Origin of the sequence: uncultured Shewanella sp. (assembly GCF_947491715.1) — a bacterium.
Classification (GTDB): Bacteria; Pseudomonadota; Gammaproteobacteria; order Enterobacterales; family Shewanellaceae; genus Shewanella.
Genome location: NZ_CANLKR010000001.1, coordinates 222,525 through 240,137 on the forward strand (window position 1 = coordinate 222,525; position 17,613 = coordinate 240,137).

Annotated in this window: 17 protein-coding genes; 9 read left to right on the forward strand and 8 right to left on the reverse strand. The window is 41.5% G+C overall.

All coding sequences use genetic code 11. The features are described from left to right. Positions 1–191: 191 nt before the first annotated feature. Genes dxs through xseB form a run of 3 tightly spaced genes read right to left on the reverse strand, consistent with a single transcriptional unit; the run spans position 192 to position 3,200 of the window. The gene (gene dxs, locus Q0779_RS01000) at positions 192–2,060 is read right to left on the reverse strand and encodes a 1-deoxy-D-xylulose-5-phosphate synthase (protein WP_298768579.1); all 1,869 of its coding nucleotides are present in this window, start codon (positions 2,058–2,060) and stop codon (positions 192–194) included. 21 nt (positions 2,061–2,081) lie between these two features. Next, entirely contained in the window at positions 2,082–2,960 is an 879-nt protein-coding gene (gene ispA, locus Q0779_RS01005; RefSeq protein ID WP_298768581.1) for a (2E,6E)-farnesyl diphosphate synthase, read from the reverse strand. Next, a complete protein-coding gene (xseB, locus tag Q0779_RS01010) occupies positions 2,961–3,200 on the reverse strand; it encodes an exodeoxyribonuclease VII small subunit (RefSeq protein ID WP_298768583.1) in 240 nt (79 codons plus the stop codon). Between the two features lie 383 nt (positions 3,201–3,583). Between xseB and pomA the strand changes: the two genes are divergently transcribed. From pomA to thiI, 5 genes are all read left to right on the forward strand, one after another. Next, positions 3,584–4,351, forward strand: a complete 768-nt coding sequence (pomA, locus tag Q0779_RS01015) for a flagellar motor protein PomA (RefSeq protein ID WP_298768585.1) — start codon at positions 3,584–3,586, stop codon at positions 4,349–4,351. A gap of 3 nt (positions 4,352–4,354) precedes the next feature. After that, the gene (locus tag Q0779_RS01020) at positions 4,355–5,284 is read left to right on the forward strand and encodes a flagellar motor protein MotB (RefSeq protein ID WP_298768587.1); all 930 of its coding nucleotides are present in this window, start codon (positions 4,355–4,357) and stop codon (positions 5,282–5,284) included. A gap of 692 nt (positions 5,285–5,976) precedes the next feature. Then, a complete protein-coding gene (locus tag Q0779_RS01025) occupies positions 5,977–6,843 on the forward strand; it encodes an alpha/beta hydrolase (RefSeq protein WP_298768589.1) in 867 nt (288 codons plus the stop codon). A gap of 303 nt (positions 6,844–7,146) precedes the next feature. Beyond that, positions 7,147–8,199 (forward strand): hypothetical protein, encoded by a 1,053-nt coding sequence (locus tag Q0779_RS01030; RefSeq protein ID WP_298768591.1) that lies wholly within the window; start codon positions 7,147–7,149, stop codon positions 8,197–8,199. A gap of 115 nt (positions 8,200–8,314) precedes the next feature. After that, positions 8,315–9,769 (forward strand): tRNA uracil 4-sulfurtransferase ThiI, encoded by a 1,455-nt coding sequence (gene thiI, locus Q0779_RS01035; protein WP_298768592.1) that lies wholly within the window; start codon positions 8,315–8,317, stop codon positions 9,767–9,769. Positions 9,770–9,856: 87 nt separating this feature from the next. Here the strand turns inward: thiI and Q0779_RS01040 are convergent, their stop codons facing one another. From Q0779_RS01040 to Q0779_RS01055, 4 genes are all read right to left on the reverse strand, one after another. Beyond that, positions 9,857–11,068, reverse strand: a complete 1,212-nt coding sequence (locus tag Q0779_RS01040) for a hypothetical protein (RefSeq protein WP_298768594.1) — start codon at positions 11,066–11,068, stop codon at positions 9,857–9,859. A 110-nt stretch (positions 11,069–11,178) separates the two neighbouring features. Then, a complete protein-coding gene (locus Q0779_RS01045; protein ID WP_298768596.1) occupies positions 11,179–11,769 on the reverse strand; it encodes an NADPH-dependent FMN reductase in 591 nt (196 codons plus the stop codon). Positions 11,770–11,826: 57 nt separating this feature from the next. Next, on the reverse strand, positions 11,827–12,066 hold the full coding sequence (locus tag Q0779_RS01050) for a hypothetical protein (protein WP_298768598.1): 240 nt from the start codon (positions 12,064–12,066) through the stop codon (positions 11,827–11,829). 479 nt (positions 12,067–12,545) lie between these two features. After that, positions 12,546–12,767, reverse strand: coding sequence for a hypothetical protein (locus Q0779_RS01055; protein ID WP_298768599.1), 222 nt, complete (start codon positions 12,765–12,767; stop codon positions 12,546–12,548). 154 nt (positions 12,768–12,921) lie between these two features. Between Q0779_RS01055 and Q0779_RS01060 the strand changes: the two genes are divergently transcribed. The 4 genes from Q0779_RS01060 (at position 12,922) to rlmM (ending at position 16,337) form a co-directional block, all read left to right on the forward strand. Then, on the forward strand, positions 12,922–13,833 hold the full coding sequence (locus tag Q0779_RS01060; RefSeq protein WP_298768601.1) for a transcriptional regulator GcvA: 912 nt from the start codon (positions 12,922–12,924) through the stop codon (positions 13,831–13,833). A 161-nt stretch (positions 13,834–13,994) separates the two neighbouring features. After that, positions 13,995–14,651, forward strand: coding sequence for an alpha/beta fold hydrolase (locus Q0779_RS01065; RefSeq protein WP_298768603.1), 657 nt, complete (start codon positions 13,995–13,997; stop codon positions 14,649–14,651). Positions 14,652–14,666: 15 nt separating this feature from the next. After that, the gene (locus Q0779_RS01070; RefSeq protein WP_298768605.1) at positions 14,667–15,053 is read left to right on the forward strand and encodes a DUF423 domain-containing protein; all 387 of its coding nucleotides are present in this window, start codon (positions 14,667–14,669) and stop codon (positions 15,051–15,053) included. 201 nt (positions 15,054–15,254) lie between these two features. Next, complete coding sequence (rlmM, locus tag Q0779_RS01075; protein ID WP_298768607.1) at positions 15,255–16,337, forward strand: 23S rRNA (cytidine(2498)-2'-O)-methyltransferase RlmM; 1,083 nt, start codon at positions 15,255–15,257, stop codon at positions 16,335–16,337. A 116-nt stretch (positions 16,338–16,453) separates the two neighbouring features. On the opposite strand, the gene Q0779_RS01080 is transcribed toward rlmM, so the two are convergent. Continuing rightward, positions 16,454–17,461 carry an isocitrate dehydrogenase gene (locus Q0779_RS01080; RefSeq protein ID WP_298768609.1) on the reverse strand — a complete coding sequence of 336 codons (1,008 nt, stop codon included), beginning with the start codon at positions 17,459–17,461 and terminating at the stop codon, positions 16,454–16,456. Between the last annotated feature and the right edge of the window lie 152 nt (positions 17,462–17,613).

The window sequence follows — 17,613 nt, forward strand, 5'->3', positions numbered from 1 at the left end:
TTCTATTTTTCATACTGATCTTCAGTTCTCATGTGTATCCGGTTCGATAGCCTATTGTTGTGCTCGAACACTGAAGTGGGCCAACAGGCTTAATCAACCGCAGTAAAAATGGGATTTTAAAAAGCCCGTTTTGTATTGCTAGATACCAAAAGGGCTTTGAAAACCTGAGTGCAGATTAAGGGTTAAGGCAATTAATCTTCAAGGTAGGCTTTAATTTGTTTTAAAATGCCGTCACTATTGAGTTGTAGATCCGCTAAAATTTCATCGGCTGCGCCATGTTTAATAAACTCATCGGGTAGACCAATTTGTAAGACGGGTTTAAGTAATTTTTGCTGCTGTAACACTTCCAGCACTGCAGAGCCTGCGCCGCCCATAATGGCATTTTCTTCCACGGTGACAAGTACATCATGTTCTTGAGCTAAGTTGGTGATTAAATCAATATCTATGGGTTTGACAAAGCGCATATCGGCAACAGTGGCATCAAGTGTCTCTGCGGCCTGTTCACAATTGGCCAGTAAGGTGCCAAAATTTAAAATGGCGACATTTTTTCCTTGGCGTTTAACCGAGCCCTTACCAATAGGTATGGCGGTTAATGTTTCAATCTGCTGAGCTCCTGTTGCTGAGCCTCGCGGATAGCGAACCGCTGTTGGGCCTGCTTGATAGCGGTAGCCAGTGTAGAGCATTTGACGGCATTCATTTTCATCTGATGGTGTCATGATCACCATATTAGGCACAGTGCGCATAAAGCTTAAGTCAAAGGCACCTTGGTGGGTTGGCCCGTCGGCGCCCACAATACCACCTCTGTCAATGGCAAACAAAATTGGCAGCTTTTGCAGTGCCACATCATGAATTAGTTGATCATAACCACGCTGTAAAAAAGTGGAGTAAATCGCAACTACCGCTTGATAGCCCTCACAAGCCAGACCAGCTGCCAAAGTGACGGCATGTTGTTCGGCAATGGCGGCATCAAAATATTGCTTGGGAAAACGCTGGGAAAATTCGACCATGCCTGAACCTTCTCGCATCGCTGGCGTTATTGCGAGTAATTTCTCATCGGTTTGGGCAACATCGCACAGCCATTTACCAAAGACTTGAGAAAAAGTGGGTGAGCTAGGTTTGGTTGCAGGTTTTTTAAATTGAGTATGATCAAATTTAGGGACTGCATGCCAGCCGATAGGATCTTTTTCGGCGGGCTCATAGCCTTTGCCTTTCTTGGTCATAATATGCAGAATTTGTGGCCCTTTTAGCTGGCGCATGTTACGCAAGGTTTCCACAAGTGAGTCCACATCATGGCCATCAATGGGGCCAATATAATTAAAACCAAACTCTTCAAACAAGGTGCCGGGGACGACCATGCCTTTGAGGTGCTCTTCTGTGCGTTTTGCCATTTCTTTAATGGTCGGCATGTTTTGCAGCACTTTTTTACTGCTTTCACGTATGCTGGTATAAAAACGCCCAGACATTAATTGTGCGAGATGGTTATTCAGCGCGCCGACATTTTCAGAAATCGACATTTCATTGTCATTGAGCACAATTAACATGTCATTGTGAATGTCGCCGGCATGATTTAAGGCTTCAAAAACCATGCCACCAGTCATTGCGCCATCACCAATGACGGCCACTACTTTTCGATTGGCTTGTTCTTTTTCAGCAGCAATGGCCATGCCTAAAGCGGCACTCACTGACGTGCCAGAGTGACCCACACTGAAAGTATCAAAAGGGCTTTCCTCCCGCCAAGGAAAAGGATGTATACCGCCTTTTTGTCTAATGGTATGCATTTTCTCGCGACGACCAGTTAAGATTTTGTGGGGATAAGCTTGATGCCCAACATCCCAGATCAATCTATCAAAAGGCGTATTATAAACATAATGTAAGGCAACAGTGAGTTCAACTGTGCCTAAGCCAGAAGCAAAATGCCCACTTGAGGTTGCCACGGAGTTGAGCAAAAAAGCTCTAAGCTCATCAGCAACTTGAGGTAATACAGACTGAGGTAGCTGTCTTAGCTCTTCGGGAGTGTTAGCCTGTTCAAGCACAGGAAATGGAGATTTATCACAGCTCATAACGAGATTCTTTGTCTCTTTTTATACTCTTCGCTCAATAATGTAACGAGCAAACTCGGCAATTAACTGGCTATTGTAAGGTAATTTGGCCAGCGCTGATAGTGCATCTTGGATTAAAGTGTGTGCAGTTTGTTGCGCACCTGCTAAACCAAGTAATTTGGGGTAAGTACTTTTATTGGCATCGGTATCGGAACCTTGAGGTTTACCGAGTTCTTCGGTACTGGCTGTGATATCCAGTACATCATCTTGTACTTGAAAGGCCAGTCCAATGGCATCGGCAAAATCGAATAAGTGTTGACGTTCATCAGTGTCGAGGTTAGCCGCAATGATCGCCAGTTCAACCGCGCAGCGGATCAACGCACCTGTTTTCAGACGATGAAGCTGAGTCAGCGTGGCTAAATCAATTTGCTTGTCAGTGGCATTAAGATCGATGGCTTGCCCACCACACATTCCATTATATCCTGAGGCGGTTGCTAAGGCTTGCACCATAGATAAATGTTGTTTTGGCTCAAGATCTGAAGAACGGCTGATAATATCAAATGCCAGGGATTGTAGTGCGTCACCGGCTAAAATCGCAGTGGCCTCATCAAAGGCAATATGTAATGTCGGTTGTCCACGTCTTAGGGCATCATCATCCATCGCAGGGAGATCATCATGGATCAGGGAATACGCGTGAATGCACTCAACGGCCGCAGCGGCCGCATCAAGTTTATTAAGGTCAAGATTAAGCATGTCGCCAATGGCATAGACCAGAAAAGGACGAATGCGTTTTCCACCTTGAAGGACACCTTGTTTCATGGCGGCTTTAAGACGTTCATCTGAGAGGGGTAACGCAGTAATTATTTGCGTTAAGTAGGCATCTACCCTGTGTTGATATTGTTCGATTGTTGTTTGTAACAATTACACATCCTCTGGCTGATAAGGCGTTAAGGTTTCCTCACCATCCTCTTGCATTAAGATAGCGACTTTTTGTTGGGCGCTGTCTAATTTTTGCTGACTGCTTCGAACCAGTTTAATGCCGCGTTCAAATTGTTTTAACGCATCATCAAGGGAAACATCGCCTTGTTCTAAGTCAGTCACAATTGTATCAAGTTCGAATAACGATTCTTCAAAGGTGAGATTTTCAGGTTTTTTGGCCACAGTGACAATTCCTCAATTTAAGCGATACACACGGTATATCAGGCAAGGTGCTGGGTCAAATTCTGGTGCCTGTTTTCTGCTCATTAAGCAGAATTCGTGAAGACTTTTTGACAAGTCAAGCCAATTTGTATCAATGAGGTTGAAAAAAATACATTCATGCCGAGTTTTTAAGAAAGAAATCATTAGGCGTCTTTGATGCGAAGAGTCTGGCTGTGCGAATGCTGGATTAATGAGCGAATAGGCCATTTTATTATTAATTTGATCATTTAATGCTTAATGTTTTGTGTATCGGCCCGATAGTATGATGAGGTCATTTTTCAGTTCCGTTGAAGTTGGCATCAATCAGCTGTTCTAACAGTAAAGAAGTGAAGTAAGGGAACATTGTGGATTTAGCAACATTAATTGGCTTGATTGGCGCGTTTGTTTTTGTCGTGATTGCAATGACAAATAGTGGCGGGTTAGAGATTTTTTTTAGTGTGCCTTCCATCTTAATTGTGGTGTTAGGCTCCTTATTTGTAGTGATGATTAAATACAACTTAAAACAGTTTTTTGGCGCGGCAAAAATTGCGTTTAAAGCCTTTATGTTTAAGTTAGATACGCCTGATGATCTCATTGAACAAGTGGTGGTCATGGCTGATGCAGCCAGAAAAGGGGGGTTTCTCGCTCTAGAAGAAGCGCAAATCAATAACAGCTTTTTACAGAAAGCCGTTGATATGCTTGTCGATGGACATGACAGTGAAGTGGTGCGAGATGCCCTTGAAAAAGATATTGCTTTAACGGAGCAGCGGCATAAATTGGGCATAGGGATTTTTCGAGCCTTTGGGGATGTGGCACCCGCAATGGGTATGATAGGCACCTTAATTGGTTTAGTAGGCATGTTATCCAATATGGATGACCCAAAATCTATCGGTCCTGCTATGGCTGTGGCCTTGTTAACCACCTTATATGGCGCAGTGCTAGCTAATATGGTAGCTATTCCCATTGCGGATAAATTGTCCTTAAGAATGACAGAGGAAATGCTCAATCGGCATTTGATCATGGATGCCGTTCTTGCTATTCAAGATGGGCAGAACCCGAGAGTGATAGAGAGTTTCTTGAAAAACTACTTATCAGAGAAGCATCGTACCATCAATACCATGGATGGTAACTAAGTCATGAGAAAGCGCAAAGAAAATTGTGATTGTCCGCCGCCAGGAGCACCCATGTGGCTGGCGACTTTTGCTGATCTCATGTCTTTATTGATGTGTTTCTTTGTGTTATTGCTCACTTTTTCTGAAATGGATGTGATGAAATTCAAGCAAATTGCGGGATCGATGAAATATGCATTCGGTGTGCAAAATCATGTCGATGTTAAAGATATTCCCAAAGGCACGTCAGTGATAGCGCTTGAATTTCGTCCCGGTCGTCCTGAGAATACGCCGCTGTCAATCATTAATCAGCACACGAGAGAGCCTACAGAGCCTATGCTGACGTTTCAAGCCGGTGATGATGACACTGTGGGAGGCATACAAGCACAAAAAGGCAAGCTTCGTGGGGGACAAGCTTCCACATCGGCGGTGGAAGCGAGCCAAGGACAATTAACTGCCAGTGAACAGGCGCAAGCAGAGATAAACCAAAAAGTGAAGACAATGGCCCAAGCCCTTCACGAAGAAATTGTCGATGGTGCCATTGAAATTGAATCTCTGGGACAACAAATCATTATTCGTATTCGTGAAAAGGGGGCTTTCGCCTCGGGGTCGGGTTTTTTACAGCCGCAATTTACTTCTGTTATTCGTCGTATTGGTGATTTATTAAAAGATGTGCCGGGGATCATCACAGTATCGGGGCACACTGATAATCGCCATATTGCCAATGAACTGTATCAATCCAATTGGGATCTCTCCAGCAGCCGCGCCGTAGCCGTGGCACATGAACTCATTCGAGTGAAAGGCTTTGATCAAACTCGTATGAAAGTCATAGGCATGGCCTCAACTCAGCCGCTGGAAAATAACGATACTCGGCTTAATCGCGCCCGTAACCGCCGAGTGGAAATCGCTATCGAACAAGGTAAGCCGAAACTATCCGATGAGATCAGTGTGGAGTGAGTCTTCAAATGAAGACTGTGACATCTATGATTGAGTAAGCGTTGCTAATATAAGGTGTGTGAGTTGTTGGGTGGGCTGTTGTGTGAGTTATTGGTAATCGTATCCTTAATGTCATTTATTGCTTGCAGTGTGTTTTTTGACTTGGCCTTCAAATAAAGGTGAATGATATTCTCTTATTTGTGCTTGGGGAATTGTTGATATGGATATGCTTATTGACTCGTTAAGTCTTCAGTGTACTAATGACTGTCACAGGTTCATTTTGCAGATAATTTGAGTCATTTTCAGTGTTACATCCACTGATGGTGCCAATGGTCAAAAGGGAAGTGGAATATAAAAAATCTCGTCTGCTAATCGTTCTAGATTGCGTTTTTAGATCTTTTTTAATAAGGCTATTTTTTTTCATCAGGAAACCGAATTTTTTATTGACGGATCATCAATTATATTTTAGTCGAAAAATTCAAAGTCAATTAAACAGAAATTTTACGCACCAAGTCCTAACTCTTCTACACAAATTTGAAGCACTGTGGACTTTGTTAAAAACCGAGTTGTGAAGGGGGATAAGGTTTTTAGTCTATTATCATTTCCAGTAGAATGAGTTGTTCTATATATTATGTGGCATTGTGTGAATTACACTCGATTTATGTCTACATTAATAAGTATAGATATGCCTTTAATTTTATGCTGGAATTGAAATGCCGTACGGTTCTTATGAAGATCATTATTTTATAACGAGTGATAAAGCGAGATTACACTTCTTGGATAGAGGAGAGGGTCCTTCTCTTGTCATGCTTCCAGCATTGGGTTTTTCAAGTCAAATTTTCAAATACCAACTTGAACAATTAAGTCAAAAATACCGTGTTTTAGCCTTAGATATGAGAGGTCATCACTTATCTCAAAAAGTGAGTTATGGATATAATATTGCTCATTTTGCAAGGGATTTATATGAGTTTATCAGACATTTAAAATTGGTTAATGTTAGCTTACTGGGCCATAATTTTGGCGCGAGTGTGATTTGTTCTTACTTGGAACAATTTGGTTTTTCTCTATTAGATAAATTGATTTTTATAGATAGATCCGCAGTCCCTTTAATTAATCCACTTTGGACCCAAAAAGAGATTAGAAATTATGGGCCAACATCTAATATAAACAGTGTTAAAAGATTGTGTTCTCAAATAAAGTCTAGTCATGAAGACTCTTTTGTTAAATTGTTTGTCGATTCAAATGTTGCCTTATCGAATAAAGCAACATTTGAACAAAGAAATTTAGTTATTGAGAGCAGTGGAGCTCTTTCTCATTCGAATGTATCTATTATTTTATATGACTCTTTTCAACAAGACTGGCGCTCTTTGTTCCGTAAAATAACGATCCCTACTCTATTGATAGGTGGAATAGGAAGTTTCATACCTTATTCATCATTAATTTGGGCAAGTAAACAAATCTTAAATTCAAAGATCTTTATTTTTGAAGAAGATGAAGGAGGTAAGCATTTTCCTTTTATTGAAAATGCTCAATATTTTAATCAAATTATTGATACATTCATCCAAGGTCATTTGAGATAATATGGATGGCAATAGTTATTTCTAACGAACGCCGTGAAAGCTACCGTTAATCCTATGATTTAGGTCTAAAATGGCTCTAACCAGTAGTTTATTATGAGTGAAGAGAGAAAATATTCATGTGTAGAAGGAGCTAATTGTTGAATAAGTCGCATGACCACAATAATGACCTTGAACACAGTGGGTTAGCTCATTTGATATTATTTTGTTATTGTATTTCAGTTGTTTGTTGATGTTTTAACACTAAAATTGTGTTGACTTAGCGTTTTAATCGGATCTCGTTTTTTTTAAAGTAGGTCAGTTATTATGGCAATCAAAGTGAGTATGTCCAAGTTGAGAATAATAGGCTTCATTTACTTGGCCTTGGTTATTGGATCAGCGCAGAGCCAAGCTAAGAGTCAACAACAGCTATCTTCTGATGAGCGCAGCGCTATTTTAGCTCCTCATGCTTGGTTAGGAGTGGCGTTAGCTGACAGGTTTCGGCCTTTGGCTGACTATGATTTTGAACAAGACCCTGATTATCAAAAAGGGGTTATCCCTTACTTACAAACGCGAGGCGTGCAAGATCAGGTATTGGCAAGACGGCTCGTTAAAGCGGATTGCTATAATTTAGCACAGGCTTTAAGTGTGTTGTATTCTGCGAACCAATATCAATTTTTTAAGCAAGTGCTACCAATGTCATTATTGGAAAAAGTGAGAAACAATGCCCATATTGACCATGTAGGGCGGGAGCTTTTTGGGCCAATTGATTTTTATTTTAAGGTATTGATGCAACTAAGCCCTCGTTTAGGGCTGAAGCATCATAAGTTACCTTCAGGGGTCAATGTTACAAAGCAAGGTAATCTATTGTTTCTTTCTACAAGTGTAGTGAAGGAAATTGCTCGCTATAATTCAAATGTTAAGGCTGTGGGAATTGGTCGCATTTATTTTAGTCCACTGAAAGGAAATGCCCTTTTGGGAAATTTAGAGCTTTTTCAGTTGGCCGATCTTAATCGTCAATATGCCCAGCCTTATGAAAATACGCTTATTCGTATGGCAAATCTGTATGTTGATTCTACGCAAGGGCTCTATCCATTTGTAAAAGGCTTTGGTCCTGAAGATCAAGTGAATATTCCTCATCGGTTTCCGATAGGCCATTTTGCGATTGAAGTCAATAAAATATCTGTATTAAAAGCCATATTAACTTTGGTTCAACGAGAGAAGCTTGTCCCCATCACATTATTTTCAGATGAAATAGCTTATAACTCTGGTGATGGTAGCCGTAATTTGAAATTGGTTTTGTCACCGCCGACATTGGCAGCGCAAGCTAAACCCTTTTTTAACCGCATTATTGAATTCGTGCAATATTCATCAAAATAAGTCTTGTGGTATGGATTAAAGGGGATTTTGTTTTTCTGTTACTATATCGGCTAAACGCGCTATGCTATAATCCCGCTCCGTTTATTGACCCTTAATCTCTTCGTTCGGAACGCCCATGAAATTTATCGTAAAACTGTTTCCTGAAATCATGATGAAAAGCAAGCCGGTAAGAATGCGCTTTACCAAAATGCTGGAAACCAATATAAGAAATGTCCTTAAAAATGTTGACGAAAGTGCTAAGGTACAGCGTCAGTGGGACAAAATCATGATCATGGTGCCTGACGACAGAGCAGATTTAATAGAGGCCTTTGGTGAGCGTTTAGCGTGCATTCCGGGCATAGCGCATATCTTACAAGTGAACGTCAGTACCTTTGAGTCTATCGATGATATTTATCAGCAAACGTTAGTGGCTTATAAAGATGAGTTGGCGGGTAAAACGTTTTGCGTTCGAGTAAAACGTGCTGGTAAGCATGACTTTAATTCGATTGAAGTCGAGCGTTATGTGGGCGGCGGACTCAATCAGTTTACGGATGCAGTCGGTGTGAAATTAAAGGGGCCAGATCTTACGGTTAACCTTGAAATTGATCAAGACCAGCTTTATCTCGTGGATAAGCGTATTCAAGGGTTGGGCGGCTTTCCCATGGCGACCCAAGAAGATGTGTTGTCGCTCATATCCGGTGGTTTTGACTCAGGAGTCTCGAGTTATCAATTCATTAAACGTGGTTCACGGACGCATTTTTGTTTCTTTAATTTAGGCGGCGATCAGCACGAAATCGGCGTAAAGCAAGTAGCTTACCATTTATGGAAGAAGTACGGTGAATCCCATAAGGTGAAGTTTATCTCCGTGCCTTTCGACCCTGTTGTGCAAGAGTTATTAGAGCGAGTCGATAATGGTCAGATGGGCGTTATTCTGAAGCGGATGATGATGCGAACAGCGGCGAAAGTGGCTGAGCGTATGGGTATTCAAGCATTAGTGACAGGGGAAGCCATGGGCCAAGTGTCTAGCCAAACCTTGACCAATTTGAATGTTATCGATAGGTGCACAGAGCAACTGATTTTACGCCCCTTGATTGCGATGGATAAACAAGACATCATAGATATTAGCCGTGAGATTGGCACAGAAGATTTCGCCAAATCTATTCCTGAATATTGTGGCGTGATCTCTCAAAAGCCTACGGTGAAAGCGGTTTTGTCTAAGATTGAAAAAGAAGAAGCAAAATTCTCTGAGGATCTCATCGAAAGGGTCTTGGCCGAATCTAAGGTGATTAGCATTAAGGACATCGCGACTGAAATGGATCAACAGATCACTGAAACGGCAACTGTAGATGCCATTAATCAAGGTGAAGTGGTGATTGATGTCCGTGCGCCGGAAGAAGAAGAGCTCTCGCCGTTAACGCTTGATGGCATCGAAGTGAAAAAAGTGCCATTTTACAAGCTCGCCACGCAATTTGGCGATTTTGATAAAGAAAAAACGTATCTTTTATATTGTGACCGTGGGGTCATGAGTAAACTGCAGACCTTGTATTTGCAAGAGCAAGGCTACACTAATGTGAAGGTTTACCGCCCTTAAGCAATACCGCAATAGATAAAATACAAAGGCTATTATATTGAATATAATGGCCTTTTTTAATGCTGTTTTTAGAATGCCCGTTAACTTTTAATAAACATAACGCTGGCAGCTTGAGTCGTAGGTCATGTTGCTTGGGCTCAACATTGAAGGGGTTAATGTGGCACCGAAATGAAATTGACTCACTCGCTTGTTGCCATAGGTGCTTGGCACATTGAGATAAGCATCTTCCAATCTTAATCCAAAGCGTAAATAAGCGGTTGGATCTCGATTTAAAAACTGGTTATAGCGAACAAGGTTATTTTGGGCGTTATCATTATTGTCAGTTGAGCTTGTGCCGGGTAAATTTGCATCGCTATCATCTTCGCAGTAATTTTTATTGCCATTGCGCGCGCTGATATAAATAGCGGGGTTATTGCCTGTGTATTGATCATAATAAAAGTAATTATGCTCTATGATGTTGTGACTCGGTGTTTGATGCCTTACCGTACCTCCTTGACCGCAATTACGATAAAGGTAAATTCCACCATGATTGATAGCAGAAAACAAATTGCCACTCACAGTATTAAAGGCTGAGCCATCAAGGGCCATTACCTCTCGTGGGCCACTGGCATGAAATTGATTATTTAAAATATGATTATAATTGGATTCTGCATCAAGGTATAAGGCAACGGAACTGGAGCTACCTTGAATATTAGAATGTTGAAAGGTGACATGGTGAACACCGGGGGCAATATATAAAGGGGTACGAACAATGGATTCAATAGTGAGATTATTTAGCATAATATGGTGGGGAGCGGCATCATTGGCTCGTTGAGTATGCCCGAGGGTTTGTGAAGAGGCGTTGACATTTTGTGCTTCGCCATTTTTTCCCATGCCGATAATACGAATATTGCCTTTAATATGGCAATTTTCGACAGTAATGTTCTCAGGAGCGGACCATGTGCTATCGGATAATTTAACTGATTGGATGGTTATTGTATTGTCTGAATGAGCAAAGATCCCCGCTGCTATGCCCGAATTCATATCGATGAGACCATGATTGCAATTGAGTTGAACACCAGAGGCTGCTTCACCTTGAATGATGATTTTTTTGGTTAGGATATCAGTCGCAGATAAAGATAAGTGACAGGATAAATAAACGGTGTGGTTTTGTAAGGTGGCAGGCGCAAGAATGTCCGCTTTTTCTACGATGCTGCAAGTGTCTAAGTTATTTTTTATGCTCCCCTGTGCGGAATAGGAAAAGATATAGGGGGGAAGGACTAATAAAAAACGTAAGAATAAGGCAGTGGATTTGTGCATAATCAATCCTTTTTATAAGATATGATACTGCAATATTCATAGGTGTTATCGAGTCACGCCAATCACCTTTTATTAGAGCGTTTGGCGTGATTGGCTAGCATAGTTTAACGCTATTCGACGGGAGACAGTGGCTCCGTATTCATCTCTTCATTATTGATGACTTCATTGAAAATATCAAAACAGAGTTGCTCTACTGCAACTTGAAGCTCTGCATTTATTTCTCTGTTATTGATGATATTATTTGAAACATCAAAATTATCAAAAAAACGGGGAATAGATAAATACGCTTTAACATCTGCTGCAAAAAAGGGCGCAGAATGTAAGGCTGACTTCATCACGCTGGCAGCGCCTCCCGGTCCAGGTGAGGTGGAAAGTAATAAAGTGGGTTTGTTTTGAAACACTTTATTGTTGATTCGAGAAAGCCAATCAAAGAGGTTTTTGTAGGCAGCAGTGTAAGATCCATTATGTTCAGCAAAGGAAATGATAAGTTTATCAGCAGTGGTAATTTTATTAAAAAAAGCTTGGGCGAGTGCAGGGTGACCCAAGTCTTCTTCTCTATCGACACTAAAAATAGGGAGCTCATAATCATTTAAGTCGACGATTTCAATGTTGGCATTTGGTATTAAACTGCAGGCATAAGTGACGAGTTTTTTATTGATGGATTGACGACTAGTACTGGCAGCAAACGCAAAGATTTTCATTGTTGTTCTCATTATTGTTGTAAGGTGAAGGGGTTTCACTTGGGGGGAGTTTTTGCCTCAAGTGATGTTTTCAAAATGACATGAAAAATGACGTAACATTTTAGGTTGTTTGGTGATCTTTAGCCCTGTATAGCTATGCCGTATCTTCCACACTTTTTTAATAACTTCAATAATATAATCGAAATGATTTTGTGTGTAAACTTGCCTTGGAAAAGCTAATGGTATTCGCTCATCTTTTGAAATGATGTGGATGGGCTCTGTCATTTTTATACGAAAAGGCTCAATAATGGTGCGCATAACTCTGTTCTGTCTTACATTCCAAGTCATGTTTCACTTAAGGTGTAAGGCATCATGTGGTGAGCATAGTTGATGTTGAAGGAGTGAGCTGGGTTCGATAATAGTTCGAATGAGCATGTTTTTGAGGAGAATAATGAATGAGAACTATGCAGATGATTAAGCTTATTGACTATAAGCTTAATCATCATATACCAATCTGAGTAAATAAATGATCAATTCAGAGTCGCTCAGGCGTTTCAATTCAAGGCGCATTTATGCCGTAATGGTGATCCCTTTCAAATGAATGCAACACAGAAGTGAAATGCCTGAGCGGCTCACCCTGTGTGGGTTTAAAAATACGCTATGCAACGTTACCTATTTTCGATATAGAGTAACTATTAGCTTCAAATAGCTGCCTTGCCTAGCGTATTTTTTATTCCCGCTGAATAATCACTTATTTACTCAGATTGGTATTTTATAGATGGGAGAATCATTAAAGTTTATTGAGTGGTGGTATCACTTATTTGCTCTTCAGCAATTAAAATCGTATCTCTATCTTGACTCAGTTGCTGCTTTAATTCTTCCATTTTTAAGTTAAGTTCAGCGTTTATGCTAGCATGTAACTCACTGGTATTGATTAAGTCGTCATTGGCTTGAATGCTACTGGCAAAAAAAGCAGCGCATAGGATGATAAAGATCATAGGGATTTTAAAAGATAACATTTTTACTTGGCCTCCCAGCTAGTATGGTTTAAAGGGTCACATTTGCAGTCATTGCGATAGCGCGAAATTTACACAAAAGTGCTGGCTTTTACAAAGGATAAAATGTAACAATCAGGATTAGAAAAACTAATCCAAAAATGAGAGCTAGATCACTATGCCAAAACGATTACCCCCATTGAATGCCGTCAAAGCATTTGAGGCAGCGGCGAGACAATTGAGTTTTACTCGTGCAGCGGAAGAATTGTTTGTGACCCAAGCTGCTGTGAGTCACCAAATTAAGGCTTTAGAAGAGTTTTTAGGGTTAAAACTCTTTCGGCGTAAAAATCGCTCTTTACTGTTAACTGAAGAAGGACAGAGCTATTTTTTAGATATAAAAGATTTATTTGTCCAGTTATCTGACGCCACAGATAGGCTATTAGCACGCAGTGCTATCGGGTCATTAACTGTGTGTACTTCCCCTAGTTTTGCTATTCAATGGTTGGTACCGAGATTGTCAAAGTTTAGCGAACTTAATCCCGATATTGATGTGCGCATTAAGGCGGTGGATAATGAACAAAGTTCGTTGAGTGATGATGTGGATGTGGCTATTTATTATGGCCAAGGTCAGTGGCCAGGTGTCCATGCTGATAAGCTGCGTAATGAAGTCCTCATTCCTGTTTGCTCCCCCATGTTGCTCAAAGGCCCTAAGCCACTCAATACACCTGCCGATCTTAAAAATCATACTTTATTACATGATGCAAGCCGCCAAGATTGGCAAGCTTGGTTTAAACAAACAGGTGTGGGGGATATTAATGTTAACCAAGGCCCTATTTTTAGTCATTCTTCATTAGTGCTGCAAGCGGCGGCATACGGTCAAGGTGTGGCACTGGGTTACAGTGTGTTAGCCAGTCCAGAAATCAAGGCAGGACGATTAATCTGCCCTTTTCCGGATGTGCTAGTGAGTAAAAATGCGTATTATTTAGTGTGTGAACAGAATTTAGCCGAAGTCGGTAAAATTGTCGCATTTAGAGAATGGATGCTGAGTATGTTTGAAGAAGAATCCCGCAGTGAACTCTTACCCGGTTAAGGAAAAAGAGCGGCACTATATTAGAGAATGGATGCTGAGTATGTTTGAAGAAGGATCCCGCAGTGAACTCTTACCCAGTTAAGGAAAAGAGAGTTAATGAGTGAAGTGGTAGATGTGGTAGATGTGGTAGATTTTGTCGAAGTAGTAGATAAGGCGAGTCAATGAGTGATGCAGTAGATATAGAAGCGGTAGATAAGGCGAGTCAATATTTAGTTGATGGTGAAGGCACTGAAATATTAGTGATATTTGCCCATGGTGCGGGGGCGAATAGGGACTCAGACTTTATGATGCAAATGGCGACGGCGCTTGGGAGTCACAATATTCGTGTCGTGCGGTTTAATTTTCCTTATATGCGAGCCAATGCATTAGACGGTAAGCGTAGACCACCTGACAGAGCGCCGAAGTTGATGCTTGATTTTAATGCGCATATTGCCTTTTTGAAAGACACTTACTCTCCTAAGAAGGTTATTTTAATGGGAAAATCCATGGGGGGACGCATGGCGGCTATGGTCGCTGCGGATACGGTGGTGGATGGGGTGATTTGTTTAGGTTATCCCTTTATTCCCTTAAAAGGGGGTGAGCCAAGGCTGTCGCCTATCGTGGAATGCAAGGCGCCTTTACTGGTGATCCAAGGTGAGCGAGATAAATTTGGGGGGAAAGGTGTTGTTGATGCTTGGCCTGAAATGAAGGCCGCGCAGCTGCAGTGGCTTATTGATGGCGATCATAGTTTTAAGCCACGTAAAGCCTCTGGTGTGACCTATGATGAGAATATGGCACAGGCAGTGACTTATTGTCAGCAATTTATTGAAGCAAGTTAATGGGGAGGAGAGAAGATGCGCAGTGGTTTTTTATTATTAGCAGGATTAAGTGGTTTTTTGGCGGTTTCATTGGGGGCCTTTGGTGCACATAGCTTAAAAGACATGGCATCCGTTGATATGATCCGTATTTTTAATTTAGGGGTCGAGTATCAGTTTTACCATACCTTCGCGCTTATCGCCGTTGCTTTTGCAAGTCATTGGCTACCATCACGTATCCTTTCTTGGGCAGGTTACTTGTTTATCTTAGGCATAGTGTTGTTTTCGGGGTCGCTTTACGTCTATGCATTGACACAAAAAGCGTGGTTAGGCGCCATCACGCCCTTAGGGGGGTTGTCATTTTTATTGGGTTGGTTGTTTATTGCCGTAGCAGTATGGCGTAATCGGGTCAATGAATTTAAGTAACCTGAATTTGGTATAACCTGTGTCACATAGCCGTTTAACGGCGTTTTTTTCTTGGCATATTGTGTTGACGAAATGCCGATATTTGATGCGAGATCACAACATAGAAGCGGTTAAAGTACACAGGCTTCTCGATACCGTGTAAAATGGCGGGCAATTATTGATGGTCATATCGATCATGATTGATCATATTTAGGAAGCTTAATGATAAACCTATTTTTATTTTGCCGTGCAGGCTACGAAAAAGAGTGTGCGGCAGAAATTCAAGATCGCGCTGCTCAGTTAAATATTGGCGGATTTGTTAAAACCAATACCAATGATGCATACGTTATTTTTCAGTGTTTTAATCAAGGTGATGGTGATATTTTAGCGCAAAAAATTGCTTTAGATTCATTGATTTTTGCCAGACAAATGTTTGCGGCTAAAGCATTACTAAAGGATCTCCCTGAGTCTGATAGAGCCACGCCGATTGTTGAAGCGTTAGCGGATGTGTCAAAAGCGGGTGAGTTAAGAGTTGAAACCCCCGATACCAATGAAGCCAAAGAACGCTCGGGTTTTTGTCGTAAGTTTACTGTGCCTTTACGTCAAGCATTGAAAAAATCCGGCAGTTTATTAGCGAAGGAAAATCCAAAGCGGCCGATTATTCATGTGTGTTTTGTGGCGTCGGGTACGGCCTATGTGGGATATTCACTCAGCCAAAACAGTTCGCCTCATTTTATGGGGATCCCAAGATTGAAAATCGCGTCAGACGCTCCGAGTCGTTCGACGCTAAAACTCGATGAAGCCTTTAACCATTTCATTCCTAAAGAAGAGCAAGAAACACGCTTAAGCAGTGGCATGAATGCCGTTGATTTAGGGGCTTGCCCCGGTGGCTGGACCTATCAATTAGTGAGGCGTGGCATGTTTGTGGCCGCTGTCGATAATGGCCCGATGGATGAAGGACTCATGGAAACGGGCCAGGTGAAGCATTATCAAGCCGATGGTTTTCGATTTGAGCCACCAAGAAAAAATATTCATTGGTTAGTGTGTGATATGGTAGAGAAGCCATCAAGGGTGGCTGAACTGGTAGAAGCGTGGGCAATCAACGGCTGGTTTAAAGAAGCCATTTTTAATCTTAAGTTACCCATGAAAAGCCGTTACAAAGAAGTCAGTGTGATTTTATCGACACTATCAGACATTTTACATGAAAATGAGGTGACTGATTTCACCTTGGCTTGTAAGCATTTATATCATGATCGTGACGAAGTGACTGTGCATTTATGTTTGCGTCCAAATGGACCTTGGTAAACACAAGAACACATAAAAAAGCCTCACTAATATAGTGAGGCTTTTTTGTTTTAAATCGATAAATAATGGCTTAAGGCTGCGATTGGCTCAATGCTATTTTCAGCTAAAGTATTAAATTAAAGACGTTCAATAACTGCTTGAGTGAAGTCGGTTGTACCATGAGTACCCCCTAAATCGCGGGTGGTACGATCGCCTTCGGCAATAACAGCTGAAATAGCATTGCGAATAAGCTCAGCTTTATCGGCCATACCTAAATATTCAAGCATTTGAATTGAGGCTAATACAACCGATGTCGGGTTAGCTAAGTTTTTGCCTGCAATATCAGGAGCGCTGCCGTGTACGGCTTCAAATATCGCTGCATCGCGGCCAATGTTAGCGCCCGGTGCCATGCCCAATCCGCCAACCAGTCCAGCACAAAGATCCGATAAGATATCACCAAATAAGTTGGTGGTGACAATCACATCGAAGTTTTCTGGATTCATGACCAGTTTCATACACGTCGCATCAACAATCATCTCTTCAGTGATGATGTCAGGATAACGCTCACCCACTTCTTTCGCCACTTTAAGGAATAAGCCTGAAGTCGATTTCATAATGTTGGCTTTGTGGACGATAGTGACTTTTTTACGCTTTTCTTTGCGAGCGAGTTCATAAGCAAATGTCGCGATTTGCTCAGCACCTTTGCGAGTAATAATACTGGTGGCTTCAGCCGTTGTACCATCTTCAGAAAGGGTTTGGCCTAAGCCTGAGTACATGCCTTCTGTGTTTTCACGCACAGTGATGATATCAATATCATCATAACGTGCTTGAGTGCCTTTGAAAGATTTAACGGGACGCACGTTCGCATATAAGCTGAATTTTTTACGTAAACTCACGTTAATGGAGGTAAAGCCGCCACCAACAGGTGTCGTCAAAGGCCCTTTTAGCGTGATGCTATTTTTCTCGATTAAGTCTAATGTGTGTTGCGGAACAAGCTCACCGTGCTTCTCTAGCGCAGCTAGACCTGCATCTGCGAATTCATATTCGAAGTTGCAACCTGCTTTATCAAGAATTTGGATGGCTGAATCGATAATGCTCGGTCCAATCCCGTCACCAGGGATCACCGTAATGGTTCTTTTTGTCATGTTTATCCTACCGCCTTTTGGGCGCTACTGCTAATATCGGCCAGTACAAGTGGTATAGACTGGCGATTTGAAATTTTCATTGTCTTCGTTATTTTAACGACTTTCGTCTTACTTTCACAGGAAATAGTGAGTAAAATCACATTTTCTAAGAA

Coding starts and splice junctions, on each gene's coding strand:
- dxs (WP_298768579.1), bottom strand. CDS start 2,060: ATGAGCTGTGATAAATCTCCATTTCCTGTGCTTGAACAGGCTAACACT.
- Q0779_RS01020 (WP_298768587.1), top strand. CDS start 4,355: ATGAGAAAGCGCAAAGAAAATTGTGATTGTCCGCCGCCAGGAGCACCC.
- Q0779_RS01025 (WP_298768589.1), top strand. CDS start 5,977: ATGCCGTACGGTTCTTATGAAGATCATTATTTTATAACGAGTGATAAA.
- Q0779_RS01030 (WP_298768591.1), top strand. CDS start 7,147: ATGGCAATCAAAGTGAGTATGTCCAAGTTGAGAATAATAGGCTTCATT.
- thiI (WP_298768592.1), top strand. CDS start 8,315: ATGAAATTTATCGTAAAACTGTTTCCTGAAATCATGATGAAAAGCAAG.
- Q0779_RS01040 (WP_298768594.1), bottom strand. CDS start 11,068: ATGCACAAATCCACTGCCTTATTCTTACGTTTTTTATTAGTCCTTCCC.
- Q0779_RS01045 (WP_298768596.1), bottom strand. CDS start 11,769: ATGAAAATCTTTGCGTTTGCTGCCAGTACTAGTCGTCAATCCATCAAT.
- Q0779_RS01050 (WP_298768598.1), bottom strand. CDS start 12,066: ATGCGCACCATTATTGAGCCTTTTCGTATAAAAATGACAGAGCCCATC.
- Q0779_RS01055 (WP_298768599.1), bottom strand. CDS start 12,767: ATGTTATCTTTTAAAATCCCTATGATCTTTATCATCCTATGCGCTGCT.
- Q0779_RS01060 (WP_298768601.1), top strand. CDS start 12,922: ATGCCAAAACGATTACCCCCATTGAATGCCGTCAAAGCATTTGAGGCA.
- Q0779_RS01065 (WP_298768603.1), top strand. CDS start 13,995: ATGAGTGATGCAGTAGATATAGAAGCGGTAGATAAGGCGAGTCAATAT.
- Q0779_RS01070 (WP_298768605.1), top strand. CDS start 14,667: ATGCGCAGTGGTTTTTTATTATTAGCAGGATTAAGTGGTTTTTTGGCG.
- rlmM (WP_298768607.1), top strand. CDS start 15,255: ATGATAAACCTATTTTTATTTTGCCGTGCAGGCTACGAAAAAGAGTGT.
- Q0779_RS01080 (WP_298768609.1), bottom strand. CDS start 17,461: ATGACAAAAAGAACCATTACGGTGATCCCTGGTGACGGGATTGGACCG.